Raw genomic sequence first — 21,277 nt, forward strand, 5'->3', positions numbered from 1 at the left:
GTCCGGCGGTACTGGGAGCCAAGATGAGCGATTCCGGCGGGTCCTGAAGACCGGGCACCCGGAGCGGCGCCTGAGGGTGATCGTTCAGAGTCCTGATCCACTGTCGCGCGAGCTGATCGCCGGCCTGCTGCGCGGGCATCCGCGGGTCGGCGTGGTGCTGCTCGCCGCGGACGAGGCGCAGCAGGCCGCAGACCTGCGCTGCGACCACGCATGCTGCCTGCCCGACGCCGTGGTGGTCGACACGCCGCTGACCGCGCGCGAGCTCGACGTGCTGCGGCTGCTCAGCCTCGGGCGGCGCTCGACCGAGGTCGGCGAACTGCTCGGCGTGAGCGCGCGCACCGTGGAGAACCACAAGCGCCGCATCTTCGCCAAGCTCGACGTGCACGGCGAGACCCAGGCGGTCGCCGAGGGAATCCGGCGCGGCCTGCTGCGGCGGCAGCCGGCGAGCCGCCCGGCGCGGCTGACCGCGCGCGAGTCCGAGATCATCAGCCTGGCCGCGGCCGGAAGCTCGGTGAAGCAGACCGCCCGCGCGCTCAACATCTCGGTCAAGACGGTGGAGAGCATCCAGAGCCATCTGTTCCGCAAGCTCGGGGTGAGCAGCCGCACCGGCGCGGTCGCCGCCGTGTACGGACGCGATGACGCTCGACCTGCGCGATCGGCCGGTGCCGGCGGTCCCACGCAAACCACCTAAGGGATTTCCGTCCTATCGAGTCGCACGTCCCTTATATACCGTGCCCGCGGAGGGGGGAAGCGCCGAGAGAGCGGATCCGCACGTGTCGTCACCAGAGATTCCGGGAGAACAGACTCCCGCGTCGCCCACCCCAGCCACCTGTCCCGTCCGGCACCGGCCACGACCGCAGGCCTATCCCGATACCCAGCCCGTTGCGCAGCCCACTGACCGACCCGCTACCCAGCTTGGTCCCGAGTCGCCGTCCCGGCCAGTGCACACCATCCTCGGTCAGCCGAGTCGCCGCGTCATCATCAAAGGCGCCGGGGCGCTCGCCGCGGCGCTGGGCACTCTTGAGCTGACCGGGCGCGCCGCCCGAGTGCCGATCCGCGAGCCCCTACCCGGCGCGATGAACGCGGCATCGTCGCTGCCTGACATCCAGTTCGACATCGGCAACTACATCGCTCCAGCGCAGACGATCAACGGCGTGACGGTGCGCTTCGGGCCGGTGTACACGACCTTCCTCACCGCGCGACTCCTGCGCACCCCGACCAAGGCCGACCAGAGGATGCTCGCCGACGCGCTGGACACCATCGAGGCGAACTACCCGTTCGCGGCGGGCGGCATCTTCACCTTCATCGCCTACGGGGTCCCGTACTTCAACCGGCTGCCCGGCGGCTTGAACGGCGGTCTCGTCGCCGGCGCGATGCCGCGCCTGGCCGCGAATCACAGCCGCTACGTGCTGGAGGAGGCCGTTCCGAGCCCCACCGACGTCTCCTCGCTGAACCCGGGCATCAGCAAGGTCCGTTTCAACGTGCCGGTGCAGATCGAGTCGAACGACATCCTGATCACCCTGCGCGGCGACGACTACTCGTATGTCGCGGACGTGGTCAGCTGGCTCGGCGGCAGCAACACGCTCTCAGGGCGGCCGATCGCCTCGCCGCGGTTCTCCGGCCTGCTCGCCTTCACCTCGAGCCGGGCCATGTTCCAGCAGATGGGGCTGCCCAGGTACGTGGCGGCGACGCACGACCTGCCGTTCGCGCCGTTCATCCATCCGCAGTCGCCCATGTGGATGGGCTTCGCCGATCAGCAGGTGGATGGCAGCGGACCGGCCGCCATCACCACCTTCGCCGGGAACGCCTCGGCCCGGCTGACCACGGCCGTCGCAGGGGACTACTTCGACAACGGCGCGATCCAGCACCTCTCGCACGACATCCTCGACCTGGTCCAGTTCTTCGACCTCGACGACAGCGGCACTCCCGGCAGCGACGGCACGTTCACCGAGCGCGTGCAGTACATGTTCCGCTCCACCCCGCCGCCCTCACTCGGCAACCCGGACCAGTTCACCAACGGCGGCGGCCCGTCGTTCCTCGACAACACCTTCAAGGGCACCGGTGACGCGCTGGCCAGCGCCCAGGGAATGGGCACGCCCGGCAACGAACATCGCATGGGCCATCTTTCGACGCTGCAACGCTCCTCGCGCGCCGCCGACGGGACGCCGATCCACATCCGGATGGACGGACCCGGCTTCGACGCGATGGACGTTCCAGACGGCAGCAGCCAGCCGAAGCTGCAGTTCACCGTGTTCGTGCCCAGCGCGGACTTCTTCGCGACGATGCGCAGCCACCAGGCCTCGCTCGACCTGGCCGCGCAGTACAACGTGGCGGCGACGGACAACGGCCTTGAGCGCTTCATCACCGCGACCCGCAGGCAGAACTTCCTCGTCCCGCCGCGCCGCCACCGGGCGTTCCCGTTGCTCGAACTGAGCTGAGGCGGCCGCGCCGTGCGCGGCGGCCGGTAAAAGGTGGGCGCAGCTCGCCGAGGTGCGTCAAACTCGTGCGCATGCTGGTCACGATCACGGCGACGCGCCCACCCGGGGCCGACTGGCCCGCCACCGACCTGGGCTACCTGCTGGCCAAGAACCCCGAGCGGGTACAGGGCTTCGAGCATGCGTTCGGGCGCTCGCAGGTGTTCTACCCGCGCGCGGACGAGGCGGCGTGCACAGTGGCGCTGCTGCTGGAGATCGACCCGATCGCGCTGGTGAAGAGCCGGAATCTGGACTCGGCTGACTTCGCGTTGTCGCAGTACGTCAACGACCGGCCGTACGCGGCCTCGTCCCTGCTGGCCGTCGCGCTCGGCCAGGTCTTCCGCACCGCGATCCGCGGCACCTCGAAGGAACGGCCGCTGCTGGCCGCGGCGGCGCTGCCGCTGACCATCCACCTGCCTGCGGTTCCGGCCGCCGCGTCACTGGTCGAGCGGCTCTTCGCGCCGCTGGGCTGGGAGGTCGTCGCCGAACCGATCGCGCTCGACCCGGCTTTCCCGGACTGGGGCGCGTCAAGGTACTGCGACGTAACGCTGACCGGAGTGCTGCGGCTGGCCGACGCGCTCAGCCAGCTCTACGTCCTGCTGCCGGTACTCGACGGGTCCAAGCACTACTGGATCTCGGCCGAGGAAGTGGACAAGCTGCTGCGCGCGGGCGAGGCCTGGCTGCCGGGGCATCCGGACCGCGAGCTGATCACCCGCCGCTACCTGGGACGCCGCCCTGCCCTTGTGCGTACCGCGCTCGGGCGCCTCGCCGAGATTGACGAGGTCGCTGAGAGCGAGCTGGACAACGCCGTCGATCCGGCCGAAGCCGACTCAGTCGAAGCCGAGCCTGCCGAAGGCGCGATGGCGGAGTCGCCGGCCGCTGCGGAGGGCGAGCCCTCGCCAGGCCAGGCCGAGCAGCCCACAGCCGCCGAGGTACGCAAGCAGTCGTTGGCCGCGCATCGCCGCGATGCCGTGCTCGCCGCGCTCAAGGACGTCGGCGCAAAGCGCGTCCTGGATCTAGGTTGTGGCGGCGGGGCGCTGCTTCGTGCCCTGCTCCACGATCGCTTCTTCACCGAGATCGTGGGCGTGGACGTCTCCGCGCGCGCCCTGCAGTACGCCGCACGCGCTCTGCGCCTGGACCGGCAGCCCGAGATGCTCGCCCGCCGCATGCAGCTGAAGCAGGGCTCGTTGACGTACACGGACGCGGCGCTGAAGGGCTATGACGCGGCCGTCCTGATGGAAGTCATCGAGCACGTAGATCCGCCGCGTCTCGGCGCGCTGGAGCACGCGGTATTCGGCGCGGCGCGACCGTCAACGGTGATCGTTACCACGCCGAACGCTGAGTACAACGTGCTGTACGAGACGTTGGAGGCCGGCCGGATGAGGCATCGCGACCACCGGTTCGAGTGGACGCGCGCGCAGTTCGCCGACTGGGCCCAGCGGGTCGGTGCGGCTCACGGCTACGCGGTCGAGTACCGACCCGTGGGAGAGGTGGATCCCGAGCGCGGGCCCTCCACCCAGATGGCCGTTTTCACGGACGCGGCGCTGACCGCCGGCTCGAAGGAGGTGGCGGCATGACGATCGAGACGACGCCGGTCGCCGTGCAGTCGGCTGCCAGGACCCTGACGATTCCGGAGCTGTCCCTGGTCGTGTTGGTCGGGGTCACCGGATCGGGCAAATCCACGTTCGCCCACACGCATTTCAAGGGCACGCAGATCATCTCCTCCGATGCGTGCCGCGGTGTCGTGAGCGACGACGAGAACGATCAGAGCGCGACCGCGGACGCCTTCGCGTTGGTGCACCACATCGCCGGAATCCGGCTGCGCCGCGGACTGCTGACGGTGATCGACGCCACCAGCGTGCAGCGCACTGCCCGCGAGGCTCTGGTCAAGGTCGCGCGCGAGCACGACGTCCTGCCGGTGGCCATCGTGCTCGACCTGCCCGAAAGCGTGTGCCGGGAGCGCAATGCGCGCCGCCCGGAGCGGGCGATGGTCGGCCCGCACGTCATCACCCGGCAGCGCAAGGACCTCAAGGCGGGTCTGCACGGCCTGGAGCGCGAGGGCTTCCGCAAGGTGCACGTGCTGCGTTCGGTCGAAGAGGTCGAGCAGGCGGTCATCGAGTACGAGAAGGCGTACAACGACAAGCGCGAGCTGACCGGGCCGTTCGACATCATCGGCGACGTGCACGGCTGCCGGGCGGAACTGGAAGCGCTGCTCGGCCGGCTGGAGTACGCGCTCGTGCGAGACGAGCAGGGCCGGCCGATCGACGCGCTGCCGCCTGCTGATCCCGAGACGGGCGTGGCGCGCACCGCGGTATTCGTCGGGGACCTGGTCGACCGCGGACCGGACACGCCCGGAGTGCTGCGTTTGGTGATGGGCATGGTCGAGGCCGGACACGCGCTGTGCGTGCCCGGAAATCACGAGAACAAGCTGGTGCGCGCGCTGACCGGGCGCAAGGTTCAGCACACCCACGGTCTGGCCGAGTCGTTGGAGCAGCTCGGCCGGGAGAGCGAGGAGTTCCGCAAGCGCGTCACGGAGTTCTGTCGCGGGCTGATCAGCCATTACGTGCTCGACGGCGGACGGCTCGTGGTCGCGCATGCCGGACTTAAGGAGGCCTACCAGGGCCGCGCTTCGGGCCGCGTGCGTTCGTTCGCGCTGTATGGCGAGACGACTGGCGAGACCGACGAGTACGGTCTGCCGGTGCGTTACCCGTGGGCCAACGAGTACCGCGGCAAGGCAGTAGTCGTATACGGTCACACTCCCGTGCCGCGCCCGGCCTGGGTCAACAACACCATTTGCTTGGACACCGGCTGTGTGTTCGGCGGTGAGCTGACGGCGCTGCGTTACCCCGAGCGCGAGCTTGTCGCAGTGCCTGCCGAGCAGGTCTGGTACGAGCCGGTCCGGCCGCTGACCGCCGACGACTCGGGCAACGGCGCGCACCGTGAGCCCAGCGTGCTCGACCTCGGCGACGTCCTCGGGCGACGCACCGTCGAATCGCGCCTCATGGGCAATCTGGTCGTACGCGAGGAGAACGCGGCGGCCGCGCTGGAGGTGATGAGCCGCTTCGCGGTCGATCCCCGTTGGCTGATCTACCTGCCGCCGACCATGGCCCCGGTGGCCACCTCGCCGCGCGAGGACTTCCTTGAGCATCCGGATCAGGCCTTCGACTACTTCCGCGAGGCCGGCGTCGACACGGTGGTGTGCCAGGAAAAGCACATGGGTTCGCGCGCGGTGGTGATTCTCGCCCAGGACGAGAAGGCGGCCGCGGAGCGCTTCGGGGTCGACGACGGCACCACCGGCGTCGTGGTCACGCGCACCGGCCGGCCGTTCTTCGAGGACTCGGTGGTCAGCGCGGCGCTGGTCGAGCGCGTGCGCAAGGCCCTCGGCGAAGCAGGGCTCTGGGACGAGCTGGCCACGAACTGGCTGGCGCTGGACTGCGAGCTGCTGCCTTGGTCAGCGAAGGCGATGGGCCTGCTGCGGGACCAGTACGCCGCGGTCGGCGCCGCGGCGCGCGCTTCGCTCGGTACGGCAGTCCAGCTGCTGGATCAGGCGGCGGCCCGTGGGCTCGACGTGGCCGGGCTGCAGGCGGAGCAGTCGAAGCGGCTGGCCGACGCCCGGTCGTTCACGACCGCGTACGGCCGGTACTGCTGGCCGACCTCCGGTTTGGACGGCGTGCAGCTCGCGCCGTTCCAGATCCTCGCGGCCGAAGGTTCCGTGTACGCCACCCGGGATCACGGCTGGCACCTGGACCGGCTCGACCGCTTGTGCGCCGCCGATGCGCAGCTGTTTCGCCGCACGGACCGCCGCGTCGTCGAACTCGGTGACGGGCAGCAGGTCGGCGAGGCGACTGCGTGGTGGGAGCAGATGACCGGGAACGGTGGCGAGGGCATGGTGGTCAAGCCGCTCGCCGCGCTCGTTCACGACGGACGACGGATCGTGCAGCCGGGCGTTAAGTGCCGCGGACCCGAGTACCTGCGCATCATTTACGGCCCCGAGTACCTGGAGCCGCGCAACCTCGCCCGGCTGCGCAAGCGCTTCCTCGGCCGCAAGCAGTCGCTCGCGTTGCGCGAGTACGCCCTGGGCTTGGAGGCCCTGGAGCGCTTCGTCGCGCACGAGCCGCTTTACCGGGTGCACGAGAGCGTGTTCGCGGTGCTCGCCCTGGAGTCGGAACCGGTCGATCCGCGCCTCTGACGGCTGTGAGAACCAGCTGAGTTCCCATACCGCGCGCCGCCCGTCCGTGTCCGATTCATTTCCGATCAGAACACGGACGGGCGGCTTTCACCACCTGCTCGCTCTCTTCAGTCGAGCACGGCGAGCACGGTGCCGGCACCCACCGTGCGGCCGCCCTCGCGGATCGCGAAGCCGAGCCCCGCGTGCAGGGCGACGGGCACGCCGAGCCCCACGGTCATCTCCAGCGTGTCGCCCGGCAGCGCGATGCCGCCGCCGAGGTCCACCGAGCCGACCACGTCGGTGGTGCGGAAGTGGAACTGCGGCCGGTAGTTGCCGCCGAAGCCGGTGTGCCGTCCACCTTCGGCCGCCGTCAGCAGGTGCACGCGCGCCCGGAAGCGCTCGTGCGGCCGCACGCTGCCGGGCGCGCACAGCACCTGACCGCGTCGCACCTGACCGCGCTTGACCCCGCGCAGCAGCAGCGCCGCGTTGTCCCCGGCCTGCGCGCTCTGCATCGGCTTGCCGAAGGTCTCGATGCCGGTACACACGCTGGCCAGGCCCTCGCCGAGGCCGACGATCTCTACCTGGTCGCCAAACTCCAGCACGCCGCGCTCCACCGCCCCGGTCACCACCGTGCCGCGGCCGGTGATGGTCAGCACGTTCTCCACCGGCATCAGGAACGGCGAGTCCAGGTCACGCGCCGGATCCGGGATGTACCGGTCCACCGCGTCGAGCAGCTCCAGCACGCCCGCCTCCCACACCGGGTCGCCCTCAAGCGCCCGCAGCCCGGAGACGCGCACCACCGGGACCTGCTCGCCCGGGAAGCCGTAACCGCTAAGCAGTTCCCGGATCTCGAGCTCCACCAGGTCCAGCAGCTCGCCGTCCGAGACCGCGTCGGCCTTGTTCAGCGCCACCACCAGGTGCCGCACCCCGATCTGCCGGGCCAGCAGCACGTGCTCGCGGGTCTGCGGCATCGCTCCGTCCTGGGCCGAGACGACCAGGATCGCGCCGTCCACCTGCGCCGCGCCGGTGATCATGTTCTTGACGTAGTCGGCGTGTCCGGGCATGTCGACGTGGGCGTAGTGCCGGTGCTCGGTCTCGTACTCCACGTGCGCGATGTTGATGGTGATCCCGCGCGCGATCTCCTCCGGAGCACGGTCGATCCGCTCCAGCGCGACGAAGCCGGTGTTCGCGCCGTCCCGCTGGGAGAGCACCTTCGTGATCGCGGCGGTCAGCGTGGTCTTGCCGTGGTCGACGTGTCCCATGGTGCCGATGTTCAGGTGCGGCTTGCTGCGCACGAAGGCCTGCTTGGCCATGTCTGTCCCCTGCTGCTGCGGGCCGCGGGGCGAGGCGGCCCGGTCCGATCGGCGGATACGCGGCGCGGCGGAGCCGTCCGTGCGCGCCGGAGAACCGGATGGACCGCGCGCAGGCTCGAACGCCTACGGGTCCTGACACCCTCCTCCGTCGGTTCCGGCAGCGGGAGGAGGGTCAGCTTCGGGCGCCGGCCGCCAAGCAGAAAAGCGCGGCCGCCAGCGCACCCGGCAGGCAGGCGCCTGCGGGCAGCGACAGAGCATCGGTCCGCGCGAACATGCCGCCAGCGTGCCAGGCCACGACCTGGCACGTCACCTGAATTTCAACCCGCACTGCCGCACCGCCGAGGCCGCCGCACCGTGGCCCGGCGGTCAGCAGTAGCAATCAGCAACAGCAATCAGACCCCGGCTTCAGCCGGTCGACAGCCGGTCGCCGCTGTCGGCTGCCGCCGCCGTAGACGCGGCAGCCTCGCCAAGCCGATCGGGAATGAGGGCATCCACCGCGATGCGGACCGGCCCGTTGCTGTCGAACGACCTGCGCATCTCTGCGAACAGTTGCTTGATGGCGTCGTGCCGAATCATCGCGTGAGTCATTTTCCCCTCTAGTGAGCAGGCGAGCGCGGCGTACTGATAGAGGCGGTTCGTTCGAGCGACCCGGAGTGTGGCGCTTCGAACATAAGTTCTACAGTACTCGCCTGCAAGACCCTAGAGCCGACGACTCGCCGTCATCGCGCCCGTTCCGGGTCGGACAGCCGGATGACCACCGTGCCCGTCGTGTACAGCTCCAAGCCCTGATCGACCAGGCGCATCAGATGCCGCGCGCGCTTGGCGGTTCGGCCGCGCAGATCCCCGGAACGAGATTCGTCGCCGCGAGCGATCAGTTTCCTGAACTGCTGCGTCGCGTATCCGAGATACGCGTCCCGCACGCGCTTCGCGGAAGGAACGCGCCGCGCAGCTCGATCACCTCTTCGCCGAGCGCGGTGCGCGTCTCATACAAGTCGTCGGGCAACCAGAGCAGTTCGGTCGCGGTCCGGTTCCCGGCCAGCATCAACCGCGCCGCCTTGCCCGCCTCGTGGAACGTCGCATCGGGCTTCGCCGTCACGTGGCTTTCCGGCGGCCTCCGCAGCCCGAGCAGCGCCCGCGTCGGCGCCGCGTAAATGCCCAGGCGGTCGACATCCGAACCAGGACCGGCCAGGCCGTAGGCGGTAGAACCGACGACCCCGGACAGCAGGACCGTGTCATTCCAGTCGAGCTGCGTCACCGCACGCCTCCCCGTCCATCGCAGTCGGCGAGCGGCAACGCTTCCGGCAGCCGAGCGACGCCGACCGCCGGCCCGAACCAATCCGAGACCTCACAAGATACAACGCGATGACCCAGCCACACGCCAGCGCAGAGCAAGATCTCTGTCAGTGCCTTTCGAAGCGCCACAACGGCACCGGGCACTGCTCCCACGGCATCGGAGATCGTCGGCAGAAGGCTGGCGCCGGCATCCGATCCCAGAGCAGCCCGCTGAAGTCACGGATTCGCAGACAAAGGGCCTGGAACGGGACGAGCCTCGTCGAGCTCCGAACAGAGCACGAATCGCGTGATGCCACCAATAACGTCTCAGCACGATGTGGATCCGAAGACTCCGACAAGTCGTGCTCAATTTATGAAAACTGTGCGACAGGTTTTCTGCGCGTATCCGGAGCTGTTGGGCATGCCTCATCCGATAAATCCGTGACCGTTATGTCGATCGAAATGCGCGGAGGAATTCAGTCGTTTGATGACCACCCCCGAGTTCGGCTAGGCCCAGCGACCATCGAGGATGCGCTCTCGGGCCGTGAAACCCGTCATGGCCCCTCAACTGGACGGACATCGGCTGCCACCCGCCCGGAGCAACCCGGAATCCAGGGAATTCGCTGCAGTCTGCGCGCAGGGCGTGGCTTCGGATCGCTCGGCGAGTCGCCGACGGGGTGCCCGCCAGGCTTGCCTCCACGGTTGCTGACCGAATTGCCGCAGACCTTCGCGATCACTGCTGACACGGCACCCGATCCGCGCTCCACTGATATCGTATTATCGGAGATTCGCGCCACTGATCGTGGCGATGTCCAGCACGTGTCGGGACCACGGCCTTACGGCCGGGTCTGGGTGGCGGGACGGCTCGGGAGCAGGCGTGCAAGACGAGATCGACGGCTTTTATGAGACGTTCCGCGACCTTCTCGGTCGTAACACCCCTGAGCAGGCGCTCAAGCAGCTCACCCGATTTCGGCTGACCCCGGACGAGATCGACGCCGTCAGGCGGCGTCACGAGCGTGAGTCGCTCGAGGTTCGGGAGATGCGCGAACCCCATTCCGTCGTGCTCGACGGCTTGACTACCTGGTACACCGGACCGAGCCCGAAGGATCCGTGTTGGCCGGCGCTCACGGCGCGGCTCGAGAAGCGCGGCATCACCGGAGACGCGTACGACAAGATCGACAAAGCCTCCTCGAAGGTCGTCTCACTCCTGCGGCACCGCAGGGAGCCCGAGTTCACCACGCGTGGGCTCGTCGTCGGGCATGTACAGTCGGGCAAGACCACGAACTTCACGGCGGTGGCCGCCAAGGCCGCCGACAGCGGGTATCGCCTGTTCATCGTCCTCGCCGGCATCCACAACGGGCTGCGCCGCCAGACCCAACTCCGCCTGGTGGACGACCTGGTCCGGCCGAACGCGTCGCTCTGGCATCAACTGACAGACCCCGACTTCGACTTCAAGCCTCCCGCCAACCCGGCCTCTTACTTCGCCAAGAGCAGCGAACAGCACATCCTGTGCGTGGTGAAGAAGAACTCCACCGTTCTCAGGAAGTTCAACAAATGGCTCGGCCAGGCGAGCGACTACCTGCGCGACTGCCCGACGCTCATCATCGACGACGAGGCCGATCAGGCGACTGTCGCCACCGGATCAATCAACCCATTGATTCGAGAGATGCTGGGAAAGCTGCCTAAGGCGGCGTACCTGGGATACACGGCCTCGCCCTTCGCGAACCTTCTGATAGACCCGGCCGCGGACGACCTCTATCCGCGCGACTTCGTCGTCAATCTCCCGCAACCTCCGACGCCGCCTTACTTCGGCAGCGAGGTGATCTTCGGTCGCGATCCGATCGACGGCGACAAACCCGACGACGGCTACGACATGGTTCGGGAGATCCCGCAAGAGGACGTCAAGCTGCTGCGCCCGTCCAAACGGGCCGACGTGGACGGCTTCCAACCGACCATCACCGAGTCGCTGCGCACGGCCGTGCTCTACTTCGTCATGTCCACGGCGGCAAGGCGTGCGCGAGGCGGGGGAAGCCCACATGCGACGATGCTCGTCCACACCAGCGTCAACAAGTCTGTGCACCTCGCGTTCCAACGCCCACTGGTCATGCTGCTGAATCGCATCGCCGCGGGGTTGCGCGCACGAGACGAGAATCTCGTCCGCGAACTCGAGACCCTGTGGATCGAGGAGACCGGTCGAGTTCTCGCACGGGATTTCGGCGAGCGGGCCGTCTCGTTCTCGGAACTGCGCGAGCACCTGTTGCCCGTACTCCGCGTCTGCCGGGTCATCCTGGACAACTCCGAGAGCAAAGATCGGTTGGACTATGAGAACGGACCCGTCGTCGCCATTGCGGTCGGCGGTAACACACTCTCCCGCGGTCTGACCCTAGAGGGCCTGAGCGTGAGCTATTTCGTGCGAGCCACCACCGCGTACGACACGCTCCTCCAGATGGGCCGTTGGTTCGGCTACCGTTCCGGGTACGCGGATCTTCCCCGGATCTGGATGACGGACGAGCTCCGTGACTGGTTCCGCCACCTGGCGACGGTCGAGCGCGAGATGCGCCGCGACATCGACGTGTACATGATCGAGAAGAAGACGCCTCTACAGTTCGCAGTGCGCATCAGAACACATCCGGCGCTGCGCGTGACCGCAGCCGCGAAGATGCGCGACGCGATCCGCGCCGCCTCCGCGTTCGGTGGGCAGCGCGTGCAGACCCACTACTTCAACACCGTCGATGCGGAGTGGATCCAGAACAATCAACAGGCTGGGCGCGACCTGGTCGGCGCATCTCTGAAGCTCGGCACGACGCCCGAGCACAATGAGGCCCGCGACCACTACATCCTGCGGGGAGTTCCATTTAATCTGATCATCGATTTTCTCGACGCGTACAAGTTCCACGAGAAGTCTCTGGAATGCGATGCCGAGTTGCTGAAGAAATACATTCGACTCAGAGTCGGCATGGGCGCGCTGCAGACCTGGAACGTGGCGTTGATCGGCAAAGAGGGCGGCGGGAATGTCGGCACCTTCGAATACGCGCCCGGTGTCTCGGTCAATCGAGTCGTGCGTGCGAAACTTGACAGTCCGCCCGACGCCGCTGACATCAAGACCCTCATGAGCAGGCGAGACGCGCTAGCCGATCTCGAGGTCGCCTCACCGAGCGAGATGTCGGAAGACGAGATCCGCAAGGAGCGTGCTCGTCAGGCCCCTGGCACCGGGTTCTTGGCTCTCTATGCGATCGACGCCAGGTCCGAGCCCGATCGGTCTTCGCGTCACCCGCTCGCGGCAGTCGGGGATGTCATCGGAGTCGGATTCTTCTTCCCCCCGCCCGTCGGCGAAGACAGCGCCGTCGAGTGGAACTACGTGAGCGCGGATCTGAGCGGGATCGAGATCGAGGAGGAGGACCTCGACGATCTCGAGAGCGAGGAGACGACGTGAGTTTCACGGCCTCTGAGCTCGAGGATCGGTGGCGTCTCCTGGAGACGGCAGGCCCGCCGACGACGCGGAACGGCGTGCAGACCGCCGGCGTGGGCGTGCTCGCCGCAGGCGCCGAGGTCGTCGTGGCGATCGACGCCGACGGGTTCCGCCATGTGCTCGTCCCGCTCCGCGGAGATCAGCGTCTGCGTCGCGGAAACGGCGACGGAACCGCCCTGAGCATCCGTGAGCGTCCGCTCGACGACGGGACCGTGAGGCGTCGCTACCTCGACATCGGCTGTCTCAAGACAGAATTGAACAGCGCCTTCGTCAGCGTCTGCGTGGACGTCGTCGATGCTGTGAGCGGTAATCCGAACCAGCAGGTCAAGGCCACGCTCGGCGCGATCGGACGGTGGCGCGAGCTGTTCCGGACCGCTCGACCCCGACTCGAGCCCGCGCGACTCGCGGGACTCTTCGGGGAAATCAGCCTGCTGATCAGACTGCTGGAGGTGGATCCGAGTGCGACCGCGTGCTGGACTGGGCCGTCCAGACACCGGCACGATTTCACGGCAGCCCGCAAAGCGATCGAGGTCAAGGTCTCCACGACGAGCGACGCGAACACCGTGTGGGTCCACGGACTCGACCAACTCGATCCCGCGCCCGGCGGAACGTTGGACCTGATGTGGTTGAAGATGGATCACAGCGACAGCGTCGGAGAGAGCGTGCCCGAACTCGTGGCGAAGGCCATGCGGCTCGCCGACGACGAGGGGCTGCTGACCTCCAAGCTCGAGGCCGCAGGCTACTACAGTGCGGAGTCGGCGTCCTATCTCGACGCGCGCTTCACAATCCTCGACGAGCGGTGGTATGAGGTGGCCGGAGGGTTCCCTCGACTCACGACGTCGATGCTGAAGGCTGCCGGGCTGATCGTGCCGGTATCTGACGTGCGGTACACGATCGATCTGGCCGCAGCAGCCGGATACCGCATTGCCCCGGAAGTGGCGGCGGATCGCATCTCGATGTTCACGGCTGGTGGCGCATGAGCTTCGACATCGGATGGAGATCCCAGCCTTATCCGCCGGAGGGCGGGACCGCCGCTGAAGGCATCAGGAGCCAACTCGGGCGTCCCGATCTGGATCTGCTGACCGTCCTGGTCCGCGAGGCCGCGCAGAACAGCTGGGATGCCCGCCTGCTTGATCGGCAGGTGAGCTTCCGACTCGACCTGCGCACTGTCGGCCCAGCCCACATCGCGAAGTGGCGCGAACAACTGGCACGGGGCGTTCCCACCGCTTCCAGGTTGCCGCTTCGCGAGACGCTCAATGCAAGATCCATCCGGCTGCTCGTCGTCTCCGACCGCGGCACGACCGGACTCGGCGGCCCGACGCGCGCTGATCAGCACGCTCTGGACAACCGGGACTTCATTTCGTTCATCCGCAACGTGGGCGAACCGCGCGACAAGGCCTTCGGCGGAGGCACCTACGGATTCGGCAAGGGGGTCTTCTATCTCCTCGCCAAGTCCGGTGCCGTCCTGGTACACACCAGATGCATCGTGGACGGTCGGCTCGAAAGCCGCCTGATCGGCTGCGCTTTATGGCAGAGCTATCAGGAACCGCACAGCGACGGCTCGGTCCGCCCTTTCACCGGTCGCCATTGGTGGGGAAGACTCGCACCCGACATCGTCGAGCCCTTGACGGGGCGCCAGGCCGAGGCGTTCGCCCGCGCGCTCGGCCTTCCCGGCTTCGCGTACGAGGAGACCGGAACCGACATCGTCGTCATCGATCCGGATCTCGACGGACGAACACCGCAAGACGCAGCCGAATACCTGGCCGACACCGTCGGCTGGCAACTGTGGCCGAAGATGGTCGCTGAGCCCGGGCTGCGCCCCCCGATGTCGTTCACCGTCGTATGCGACGGCGTCGAGGTCCCAGTGCCCGATCCGGAAACGGTGAGACCGCTTTCGATGTTCGTCTCCGCGTACCGGAAGATGCTCGGCACCGGCGGAAAGACGCTGGCATGCCACAGACCCATGCAGAATCTCGGCCGCCTCGGACTTCATCGAGGCTATGCAGGAGAGTTCACGGCGACGCCCGCATCGACGATGGCCGGAGTCGAGGACGGCGTCCATCACGTGTGCCTCATGAGAGCCGCGGAACTCGTCGTGCGGTACTACCCGGGCCCGCGCCCGATCAGCCAGAGCATCGGTTACGCCGGCGTGTTCAAGGCAGACGAAGATCTCGACGACACCTACGCCAAGGCCGAGCCCCCGACCCACGACAACTGGGTGGCGAACCAGTTGGTCGACCGCGAGAGGACGTTCGTGCGCACGACGTTCAAGCGCATCGACGAACAGCTCGAGAAGTTTGCAGAACCCGGCCACACCGAACACACGGCATCGACATCGGCTCCCCTCGGAGCCGTCAGCTCCCTTTTCTCACCACTCGTCGGCGGGGCGTGGGGGGACGGCGGGGCGACTGATTACACGCCGGCCCCGTTCACGGTCCACTCCTCGCAGGTCCTCCGAACCCCGGACGGCGCGACGGCCGAGACGCTCACTGCAGCGCCGCCGATCTCAACCGACCACCACTCCCCATGGAGCGACACCGACGGACAGCGCGTCGCGACGGACGCCGACTCGAGTTGGTCAGCCTCGTCCGCCCGAACCGGAGAAGACACGCAGAACTTCACCCCGTTCAGCCGGGATCTCGGTCGAGTGGAGAATCCTATGCCTTCAGCCGCTGAAAGCGCGCCGTTCAAGACGTCGGCGCACAACCCGCGAGTCCGGTTCGAGGGCGATCCGACCTGGGAACGACGCGACGGACGCGGCGTGGTGGTCCAACGCTTCTCTCTTCCGACACCGGGATGGCAGGTGGTTCGGGCGAAGTTGGCCGTCACCTTGTCAGATGTCGGCGTCTCACGTGAGACCGACCCTCCCGTAGGTGCCGCCCGGCCGACGCTCATCGCGTGGGAAAGCACAGACGGCGACCTCGTCGTGGATCAGACGCTCGAGACGTGTGGCGCGGACGGGCGCCAATGGCTCGCCGTTGTCCTCCCCGCTCCGGACACCATCACAGACGTCGACATACAAGCGGCGCCACTCAAGCAGGTGACGACGTGACGCGAATCGTCTGGCCTTATGTCAGACCGCGGACCGGTATCGAGGCCGGCGCCTGGCAGTTGCACGTAGCCGATGGGACCGAGCCGCTCCCCGGCGAGCTCCCACACTGGGACTACAACACCGATCTGCATCTGAGCCGCTTGGTCACGCTCGACGTCACCGCGATCTCGACTCAGTGCGGTCTGGCCGACGACGCACGCCTCGGAGTCGCGGCCGTCTGGCGCTCGACAGGCTCAGGACTGCGCGCACTCGCGGACCGCGAAATCGTGACCCGAGACGGATCCGAACCGGTCCGACTCGAGCTTCACGCCACGTTGAAGGGCACGGACCTCGGCGGCGTGCTGGCTATCTCCACCCAGCTGATCCTCGACTGGCACGGCTCGACGGTCGATCCGACTGCGCCGCATCGAACAGGTTCGGTGCTCTGGAGCGACGAGAGCAGCGTTCGACTGCAGGGAGACGCCGCGCGCTTCCCCATGGATCTCGTGGACTTCCGTGACGAGGTATTTTCGGAGCGGAGTGGATGGCACCTCAAACTCGGACGTGACATGGACGCCGCGGCTATGGGCTCCATCCTGTTGTTGATCAACAGCAGGAACAAGGTGTTGGCCGAGGCGGTCGCGCGTGCGGACAATCCGCGGCCCGTGGACCGCGCAGTACTCTCCGCGCTTTACGCCGATGTCACTCGGGCAATGATCGAGCACGCGCTAGCGCAGCCGGAGTTCGACGACGGGACGGAATTCCCCGAGGAGTCGCTCGGCGAGATACTACGCAGTCTCTGCCGCCGGGTCTTCCCCGGAGAACCGATCAGCGAGTTGCGACTCCGACACGCCAACTCTCGCAACCTCATGGCCACAGACATCCAGGGTGGAGTCGGCATCTTCGGGGGGTCCGCGTGACGACCCTATACCCCCGATTGCCCCCCGGCCCGGCGAGACGGCTGTTCGACGAACTGAAGACATTGCCGAGCGACCAGCTCCGGCTTCGAAGCGCATTCGACCATCCGAGCGCTGTCTACACGCCGATCGGAGGCGATCGTGCGACGTCGGCGGCCATAGAGCGGATTCGCGACGATCTCCTCCGGATCGCCTCCCAAGCCGGGTACCCGACGCCCCCGAGCATCGAGGCGCGCAGTGGTTTCGACGTTGCGATCGCCCGGTATCTCCATGCCGACGTCGGCTTCACACCGGCCGAGGCCGGCTCCAGGGACGGCGGAGTCTGGGCGCACCTCGCTCTGGTGACAGCGCCGGACATCGCCTTTTGGCGCTTCCCCGACCCGCCAGGCGACAGGATTCTCGGTACGGATCTCACCAGGCACGTGTTCGCGAGACTGTGGTGGCGAGCCCACCTCGTGTTCGACGAGACGAACCCGCGCGACCCGTACGAGGCTCTGACCGTCCTGGGCGAGGCCGGGATCGATCAGATCCTGGCGCGCCGGAAGATCCTCGGACAGAGTCCATACCTGTTCCGCGCTGTGCTGCGCGTGTGGCGCGGCGTCGACCGGGGCGAAGTCACGGAGCGAGCCCTGCTCCAAGACTTCCTGAAGCGGCTTCTGCGGCTAGCTCCGTTCATCGCGTTCGAGGCGTTGACCGAGGAGCAGCTCGAGGCACAACTCCTAGCCCTAGTGCTTGAGGCTCAGAAGGCTCTGAGCAATGCCTGACGAGCGGTACGCATCTCGCACCGTCTCGTGGATCGCAGGCTGCGAAGCATGACACGGCGTGCGTTCGAATCGGCTACGTGCAGCCGCGCCGAAGCGAGGCATCCCGGAAGCCGTCGAGCACGCAGAGGCGGCGGTCCCTTCCCGGCCCATTGCCGCAGAGGTCGGTGTTCTCAGCGTCTCTCTTCTTGCGCGAGCTGGAGCGAAGTCGCGCCTTTGAGCCACCACGTCCGCCCGTCTAGGACGACATCGCCCCGAGCGACGACGGGAAGTCTGTTCTCGTGAGCGTATATCGCGACTTCGTATGCGACGCCGGAGACCGATAGCTTCACCCTGCGACGTGCACGGCCCATCACACCGTCGACGACGACCACACCGTCGTTCTCTCCCCCTGCTCGCTCCAGTCGAATGACCTGGCCGACGACGCTGTCCCGCTCAACCGCGGGCTGCGTCCGAAGGGACCTCCTGATGCGGTCGATCTGCCCCGGTGCTGCACGCGGAAGGATGACACGCCCGGGAACGTCGACGTCACGCAGCGGCTGCGCCGGCGACCATCGAAAAGACATGTCGAGCGCTCGAACGGCTTCGTTCCTGCTCATCAGATCAACCGAGTTCAACAGCTCGTCACTGACACCGAGTTCGACGGCAGCGGCGAGGTCAACGGAAGAGTCGGACGACAGGAGAAGTCGTGTCGCGTCGAGGCCGGTCGCCAGCGTGGTCATGACACGGCGCGTGAAGGTGGCGGTGGTGGACTCTCGAGCCTGGCGTGCAGCGTCATCGGGAACGATTTCTCGCGGGGAGGTGTGGCCGGATGATCGGACGTCGTCCTCGATCGGCGTAATCTCTTCAGATCGCAGATCATTGTGTCGCGCGTAGATCGTGAGAACGAAACTGCCCTGCAGCGTATGGCCCATGCGTACGTCGTCGGCCACGAAGTCCCTCGCCACATCTGGACGTCGACCGGCCATGGTCGGCCTCGGGCGCACGGCGCTGCAGGCGGCGGCGAGCATCAATCGTTCGATGCCGTTGAGGAGGTCGCGAGCCTCACTCAACGGGATCGATCCGTCGATCGTCGCCTGGTCGGCGCGTACGAACAGAACGTCGCTCAGGGCAGTCGAGATCTCCAGACCCAACGCCTCACCGTACGGAACGCGCTGGACTTCGGAAATCACCTCGAGCGCTTCGTGAAGCCGCAGATCATAGTCGCGATACGTCTTGTTGTACGGCAGGAGCAGGCTCGCGTCTTCGGCACTGTTGGCCCAAATCGAGCTGACGCCTTCCCGCACTGCCTGCTGGACCCACCCGTTCATCCGCAAGAAGGCTTCGATCGCGGCAGGGCTTAAATCATGGGCGGGATCGTACGACCGAGAGCCACCGTTCGGCGCGATGCTCATGGTCTTCCCCCATCGCCGACTCGTCGCAGAATACCGAGTAATTGCTCTACATTGAAATGGTTCTGCCGCGGCAACACGACGGTTTTGGAGCCACCCGCGATCGGACCGGAGCCTTCTAAGTTAACCCAGTACGCCGCCTTCCTCAGCAGCATGCCGCTCTCATCCGACACGAGCCAGTCCCGGTGTTCCTGCGGAACGACAAGGACGACGAGGATCTTGCGGTTGTACGTTGCCGTTTCTCGAAGCTTGTCGTAGTGGTCCTTCGAGAGTTTCCAGTGCACGCCGTCGTTCTTCAGGACGTCCTGCTGCCTGGTGCATTTCATCTGAACGTCGACGGTTGAGGACGTGTACTTCAGATGCCGGGCACTCTGCCTGACTGTATAGTCCACCGTCTCGACATCTGATACGAGGTTGGAGATCGTGCAACGTGCGGCGGCCACGATCGCGTGTGTGAAGGCCAGGCTGAATTGCTGCTGGCATTCGCTCGGGTGGAGCGTGCCGTAGGGAACACCCTCCCGCGTCGTCCGCATCCCCCACTCGTCGTCTTCTGCCGTCAACGCCGCCCCTGCACATAGAGAGTGTCGACTCAGTCATATCAGACGTCGAAAGATCAAATGTCTGTCGTCTGATCGCCGGGACGAATCTCAAGCCGGGATCTGCACGGCGGGTGAGATATCGGTCGAGCTCGGGTCGATCGCTCCGAAAGACCGACGAAGGGAACGATGCCTCGTGGTCGCGTTCGAGCTCCCAACACCTCCACCGAGATTCGTCCCCGCGGGCAGACGTGCCGAACGCTTCACGAGGCGACGAGCCGTGTCTGAGGATCGTCTCGTCGTCGGCAGTGGGAGTCGCCCACCCTCACTCCGGCTCAATCGCCTTCAGCGGATACGCTTCGCGAGCAGGCCTGGCCAACCATTCCAGCGCCGTGTCGCGCCGGGAGCGCGGCAGGCCGAGGGCCGCCGACAACACGTGAACGCCGAGCCGTGGCGGCACCGCGTTCCCAATCTGCTGACCGACATCGCCGCCCGACCACTTGTATCCGTCCGGGAACGTCTGCAGGATTCCCGCCTCGTTGTCTTCGAAGCGATCGAGCTCGGCACCACTCGGACTGACCACACGATTGCGCCTGATCTTCCCCGTCACGGTGGCCGCGGGTTCATCCGAAGAGCGGCGGCCCCGGGCCTTGGGATCGCCGCCCGTCCCGTAGTTCGAGATCACCTCGAATCCGCCACTCCGATATCGCCGCAGAGCCTCGCCCATGGAGACCCAGGACGCGCCGCCGTCAGTCGTGAGCTGGTCGGTCTGGAGCAGACCCTTTCGATACCTTCGATGAGTCGGGTCCGGCAGACGGACGTCGCCTGAGAGGAGCGCGCCGTCGCCCGCCCACCGCGCTATCAAGATCGCGCGGCGGCGAGTCTGCGGAACGCCGTACTGCTCTGTATGGAGGACTGCAGGTTCAGCTACCGAATAGCCTTTCGCCCTAAGGATCTGCGCATAGGCACGCCAGACGGGTAACGCGGCTTGTACCTGCTCGAGAACGACTACCTGAAACGGGCGCCCGTCCTCCAGCGCGTCCAGCACCCAACGAAGAGGCTCGAGCACCAGACCGGTCCGCTCATCGCTCAAAGCCTTGAGATCTGTGCGCACCGCGTTGCGATCACGCTCCACGGCCAGCCGCTCGGCGAACTCGAGAACCCGGTCGAGAGCCTTTCGTCCGGCGCCGCCGCCGGCCACGGTGAACGTCTGACACGGAGGGCCCGCGACCAGCACGTTCTCTGAAGGGAAGTCCCGCGGCCCGTAGTCACGGACATCGCCTTGTCTCGTCTCGTGCCCCTCCGCCTTGCGAGTGGCGCAGGCGTCGGCGTCGCACTCGATGCCGACGGATGGGATGTCGAGCGCTCTCGCGGCAGTGTCGAGGCCGCCAGGGCCCGCGAAGAGATCGATGATTCGGAACGGCTCGTCCACGGTGGTTGGCACGGGCAGATCCTAGCCGGCGAGAGCGCGTGCGATCGACTTTCCCACCGCTTCGGCGAGTGGCGGGGGCATGGCATGCCCGATCTGTCGATACACCGCTGTCTTCTTCCCGGATATGTGCCACTCCTCGGGGATGCGCTGGAGCAGCGCTGCCTGACGGACGGTGATCTTGGGAGTGCCGTCGACGGGAAACGATGCGTCGGGTACCTCGTTGGCAAGGCTGGAGCCGTCTACGCCCATCTGCCGCCACGCCTTCTTGCTGCCGGTCAGCCCCAGATCCGCGCCACCGCGCCGGTCGCTGCCGCCCACGAGAGCCGGCCCCGGTCTGCACGCTCGGTCGACGGACCACGACTTCGCGCCGTGCCAGCCCCTACTAGCCATCGATTCGCGAAGGACGTCTCCAACGGTCGCTGCGGGAGTGCCGAGTGGCGTCGGCCATTCGAACCGGTCGGCCACATCATGATCGAGTGCGACAAGGAAACCACTGCGTCGGTACTGGGGTAC

15 protein-coding genes and 1 pseudogene are annotated in these 21,277 nt (G+C 67.0%); 9 read left to right on the forward strand and 7 right to left on the reverse strand.

Features of this window, described 5'->3' with window-relative positions; translation table 11 throughout:
• Positions 1 to 76: 76 nt before the first annotated feature.
• From VFA06_RS20800 to VFA06_RS20815, 4 genes are all read left to right on the forward strand, one after another.
• Entirely contained in the window at positions 77 to 691 is a 615-nt protein-coding gene (locus tag VFA06_RS20800) for a response regulator transcription factor (RefSeq protein ID WP_324842328.1), read from the forward strand.
• Positions 692 to 941: 250 nt separating this feature from the next.
• Entirely contained in the window at positions 942 to 2,438 is a 1,497-nt protein-coding gene (locus VFA06_RS20805; protein ID WP_324842329.1) for a DUF7405 family protein, read from the forward strand.
• Positions 2,439 to 2,509: 71 nt separating this feature from the next.
• Positions 2,510 to 4,051 (forward strand): 3' terminal RNA ribose 2'-O-methyltransferase Hen1, encoded by a 1,542-nt coding sequence (locus VFA06_RS20810; RefSeq protein WP_324842330.1) that lies wholly within the window; start codon positions 2,510 to 2,512, stop codon positions 4,049 to 4,051.
• The gene (locus tag VFA06_RS20815) at positions 4,048 to 6,663 is read left to right on the forward strand and encodes a polynucleotide kinase-phosphatase (RefSeq protein WP_324842331.1); all 2,616 of its coding nucleotides are present in this window, start codon (positions 4,048 to 4,050) and stop codon (positions 6,661 to 6,663) included. Before VFA06_RS20810 ends, VFA06_RS20815 begins: the two co-directional genes overlap by 4 nt.
• A 107-nt stretch (positions 6,664 to 6,770) precedes the next feature.
• On the opposite strand, the gene tuf is transcribed toward VFA06_RS20815, so the two are convergent.
• The 3 genes and pseudogenes from tuf to VFA06_RS20830 form a co-directional block, all read right to left on the reverse strand.
• Positions 6,771 to 7,955, reverse strand: coding sequence for an elongation factor Tu (gene tuf, locus VFA06_RS20820; RefSeq protein WP_324842332.1), 1,185 nt, complete (start codon positions 7,953 to 7,955; stop codon positions 6,771 to 6,773).
• A gap of 405 nt (positions 7,956 to 8,360) precedes the next feature.
• A complete protein-coding gene (locus VFA06_RS20825; protein WP_324842333.1) occupies positions 8,361 to 8,543 on the reverse strand; it encodes a hypothetical protein in 183 nt (60 codons plus the stop codon).
• A gap of 143 nt (positions 8,544 to 8,686) precedes the next feature.
• Positions 8,687 to 9,210: pseudogene (locus VFA06_RS20830) on the reverse strand (nucleotidyltransferase domain-containing protein); the annotation flags it as partial.
• 894 nt (positions 9,211 to 10,104) lie between these two features.
• On the opposite strand from VFA06_RS20830, the gene VFA06_RS20835 reads away from it, so the two are divergent.
• The 5 genes from VFA06_RS20835 to VFA06_RS20855 all read left to right on the forward strand — a co-directional run bounded on the left by VFA06_RS20835 (position 10,105) and on the right by VFA06_RS20855 (position 17,408).
• Positions 10,105 to 12,660, forward strand: coding sequence for a Z1 domain-containing protein (locus tag VFA06_RS20835; protein WP_324842335.1), 2,556 nt, complete (start codon positions 10,105 to 10,107; stop codon positions 12,658 to 12,660).
• Positions 12,657 to 13,676 carry a PD-(D/E)XK motif protein gene (locus VFA06_RS20840; protein WP_414639938.1) on the forward strand — a complete coding sequence of 340 codons (1,020 nt, stop codon included), beginning with the start codon at positions 12,657 to 12,659 and terminating at the stop codon, positions 13,674 to 13,676. Before VFA06_RS20835 ends, VFA06_RS20840 begins: the two co-directional genes overlap by 4 nt.
• Positions 13,673 to 15,748, forward strand: coding sequence for a hypothetical protein (locus VFA06_RS20845; protein WP_324842337.1), 2,076 nt, complete (start codon positions 13,673 to 13,675; stop codon positions 15,746 to 15,748). The genes VFA06_RS20840 and VFA06_RS20845 overlap by 4 nt, the downstream gene beginning before the upstream one ends.
• 140 nt (positions 15,749 to 15,888) lie before the next feature.
• The gene (locus VFA06_RS20850) at positions 15,889 to 16,647 is read left to right on the forward strand and encodes a hypothetical protein (RefSeq protein ID WP_324842339.1); all 759 of its coding nucleotides are present in this window, start codon (positions 15,889 to 15,891) and stop codon (positions 16,645 to 16,647) included.
• The gene (locus tag VFA06_RS20855) at positions 16,644 to 17,408 is read left to right on the forward strand and encodes a DUF6339 family protein (protein WP_324842340.1); all 765 of its coding nucleotides are present in this window, start codon (positions 16,644 to 16,646) and stop codon (positions 17,406 to 17,408) included. The genes VFA06_RS20850 and VFA06_RS20855 overlap by 4 nt, the downstream gene beginning before the upstream one ends.
• A gap of 170 nt (positions 17,409 to 17,578) precedes the next feature.
• Here VFA06_RS20855 and VFA06_RS20860 read toward each other — a convergent pair whose 3' ends face one another.
• The 4 genes from VFA06_RS20860 to VFA06_RS20875 form a co-directional block, all read right to left on the reverse strand.
• A complete protein-coding gene (locus VFA06_RS20860; protein WP_324842341.1) occupies positions 17,579 to 18,799 on the reverse strand; it encodes a hypothetical protein in 1,221 nt (406 codons plus the stop codon).
• Positions 18,796 to 19,356 (reverse strand): DUF4365 domain-containing protein, encoded by a 561-nt coding sequence (locus VFA06_RS20865; RefSeq protein WP_324842342.1) that lies wholly within the window; start codon positions 19,354 to 19,356, stop codon positions 18,796 to 18,798. The genes VFA06_RS20860 and VFA06_RS20865 overlap by 4 nt, the downstream gene beginning before the upstream one ends.
• 301 nt (positions 19,357 to 19,657) lie before the next feature.
• Positions 19,658 to 20,776 (reverse strand): DNA cytosine methyltransferase, encoded by a 1,119-nt coding sequence (locus VFA06_RS20870; RefSeq protein ID WP_324842343.1) that lies wholly within the window; start codon positions 20,774 to 20,776, stop codon positions 19,658 to 19,660.
• A 9-nt stretch (positions 20,777 to 20,785) separates the two neighbouring features.
• Positions 20,786 to 21,082, reverse strand: a complete 297-nt coding sequence (locus VFA06_RS20875; protein ID WP_324842344.1) for a DNA cytosine methyltransferase — start codon at positions 21,080 to 21,082, stop codon at positions 20,786 to 20,788.
• Positions 21,083 to 21,277 lie beyond the last annotated feature (195 nt).

Origin of the sequence: Actinocrinis sp. (assembly GCF_035653575.1) — a bacterium.
In the GTDB taxonomy this organism is placed as follows: Bacteria; Actinomycetota; Actinomycetes; order Streptomycetales; family Catenulisporaceae; genus Actinocrinis.

Excerpts from the sequence above, each read along its gene's own strand:
- VFA06_RS20810 (WP_324842330.1), top strand. The coding sequence starts at position 2,510 with ATGCTGGTCACGATCACGGCGACGCGCCCACCCGGGGCCGACTGGCCC.
- VFA06_RS20815 (WP_324842331.1), top strand. The coding sequence starts at position 4,048 with ATGACGATCGAGACGACGCCGGTCGCCGTGCAGTCGGCTGCCAGGACC.
- tuf (WP_324842332.1), bottom strand. The coding sequence starts at position 7,955 with ATGGCCAAGCAGGCCTTCGTGCGCAGCAAGCCGCACCTGAACATCGGC.
- VFA06_RS20825 (WP_324842333.1), bottom strand. The coding sequence starts at position 8,543 with ATGACTCACGCGATGATTCGGCACGACGCCATCAAGCAACTGTTCGCA.
- VFA06_RS20845 (WP_324842337.1), top strand. The coding sequence starts at position 13,673 with ATGAGCTTCGACATCGGATGGAGATCCCAGCCTTATCCGCCGGAGGGC.
- VFA06_RS20860 (WP_324842341.1), bottom strand. The coding sequence starts at position 18,799 with ATGAGCATCGCGCCGAACGGTGGCTCTCGGTCGTACGATCCCGCCCAT.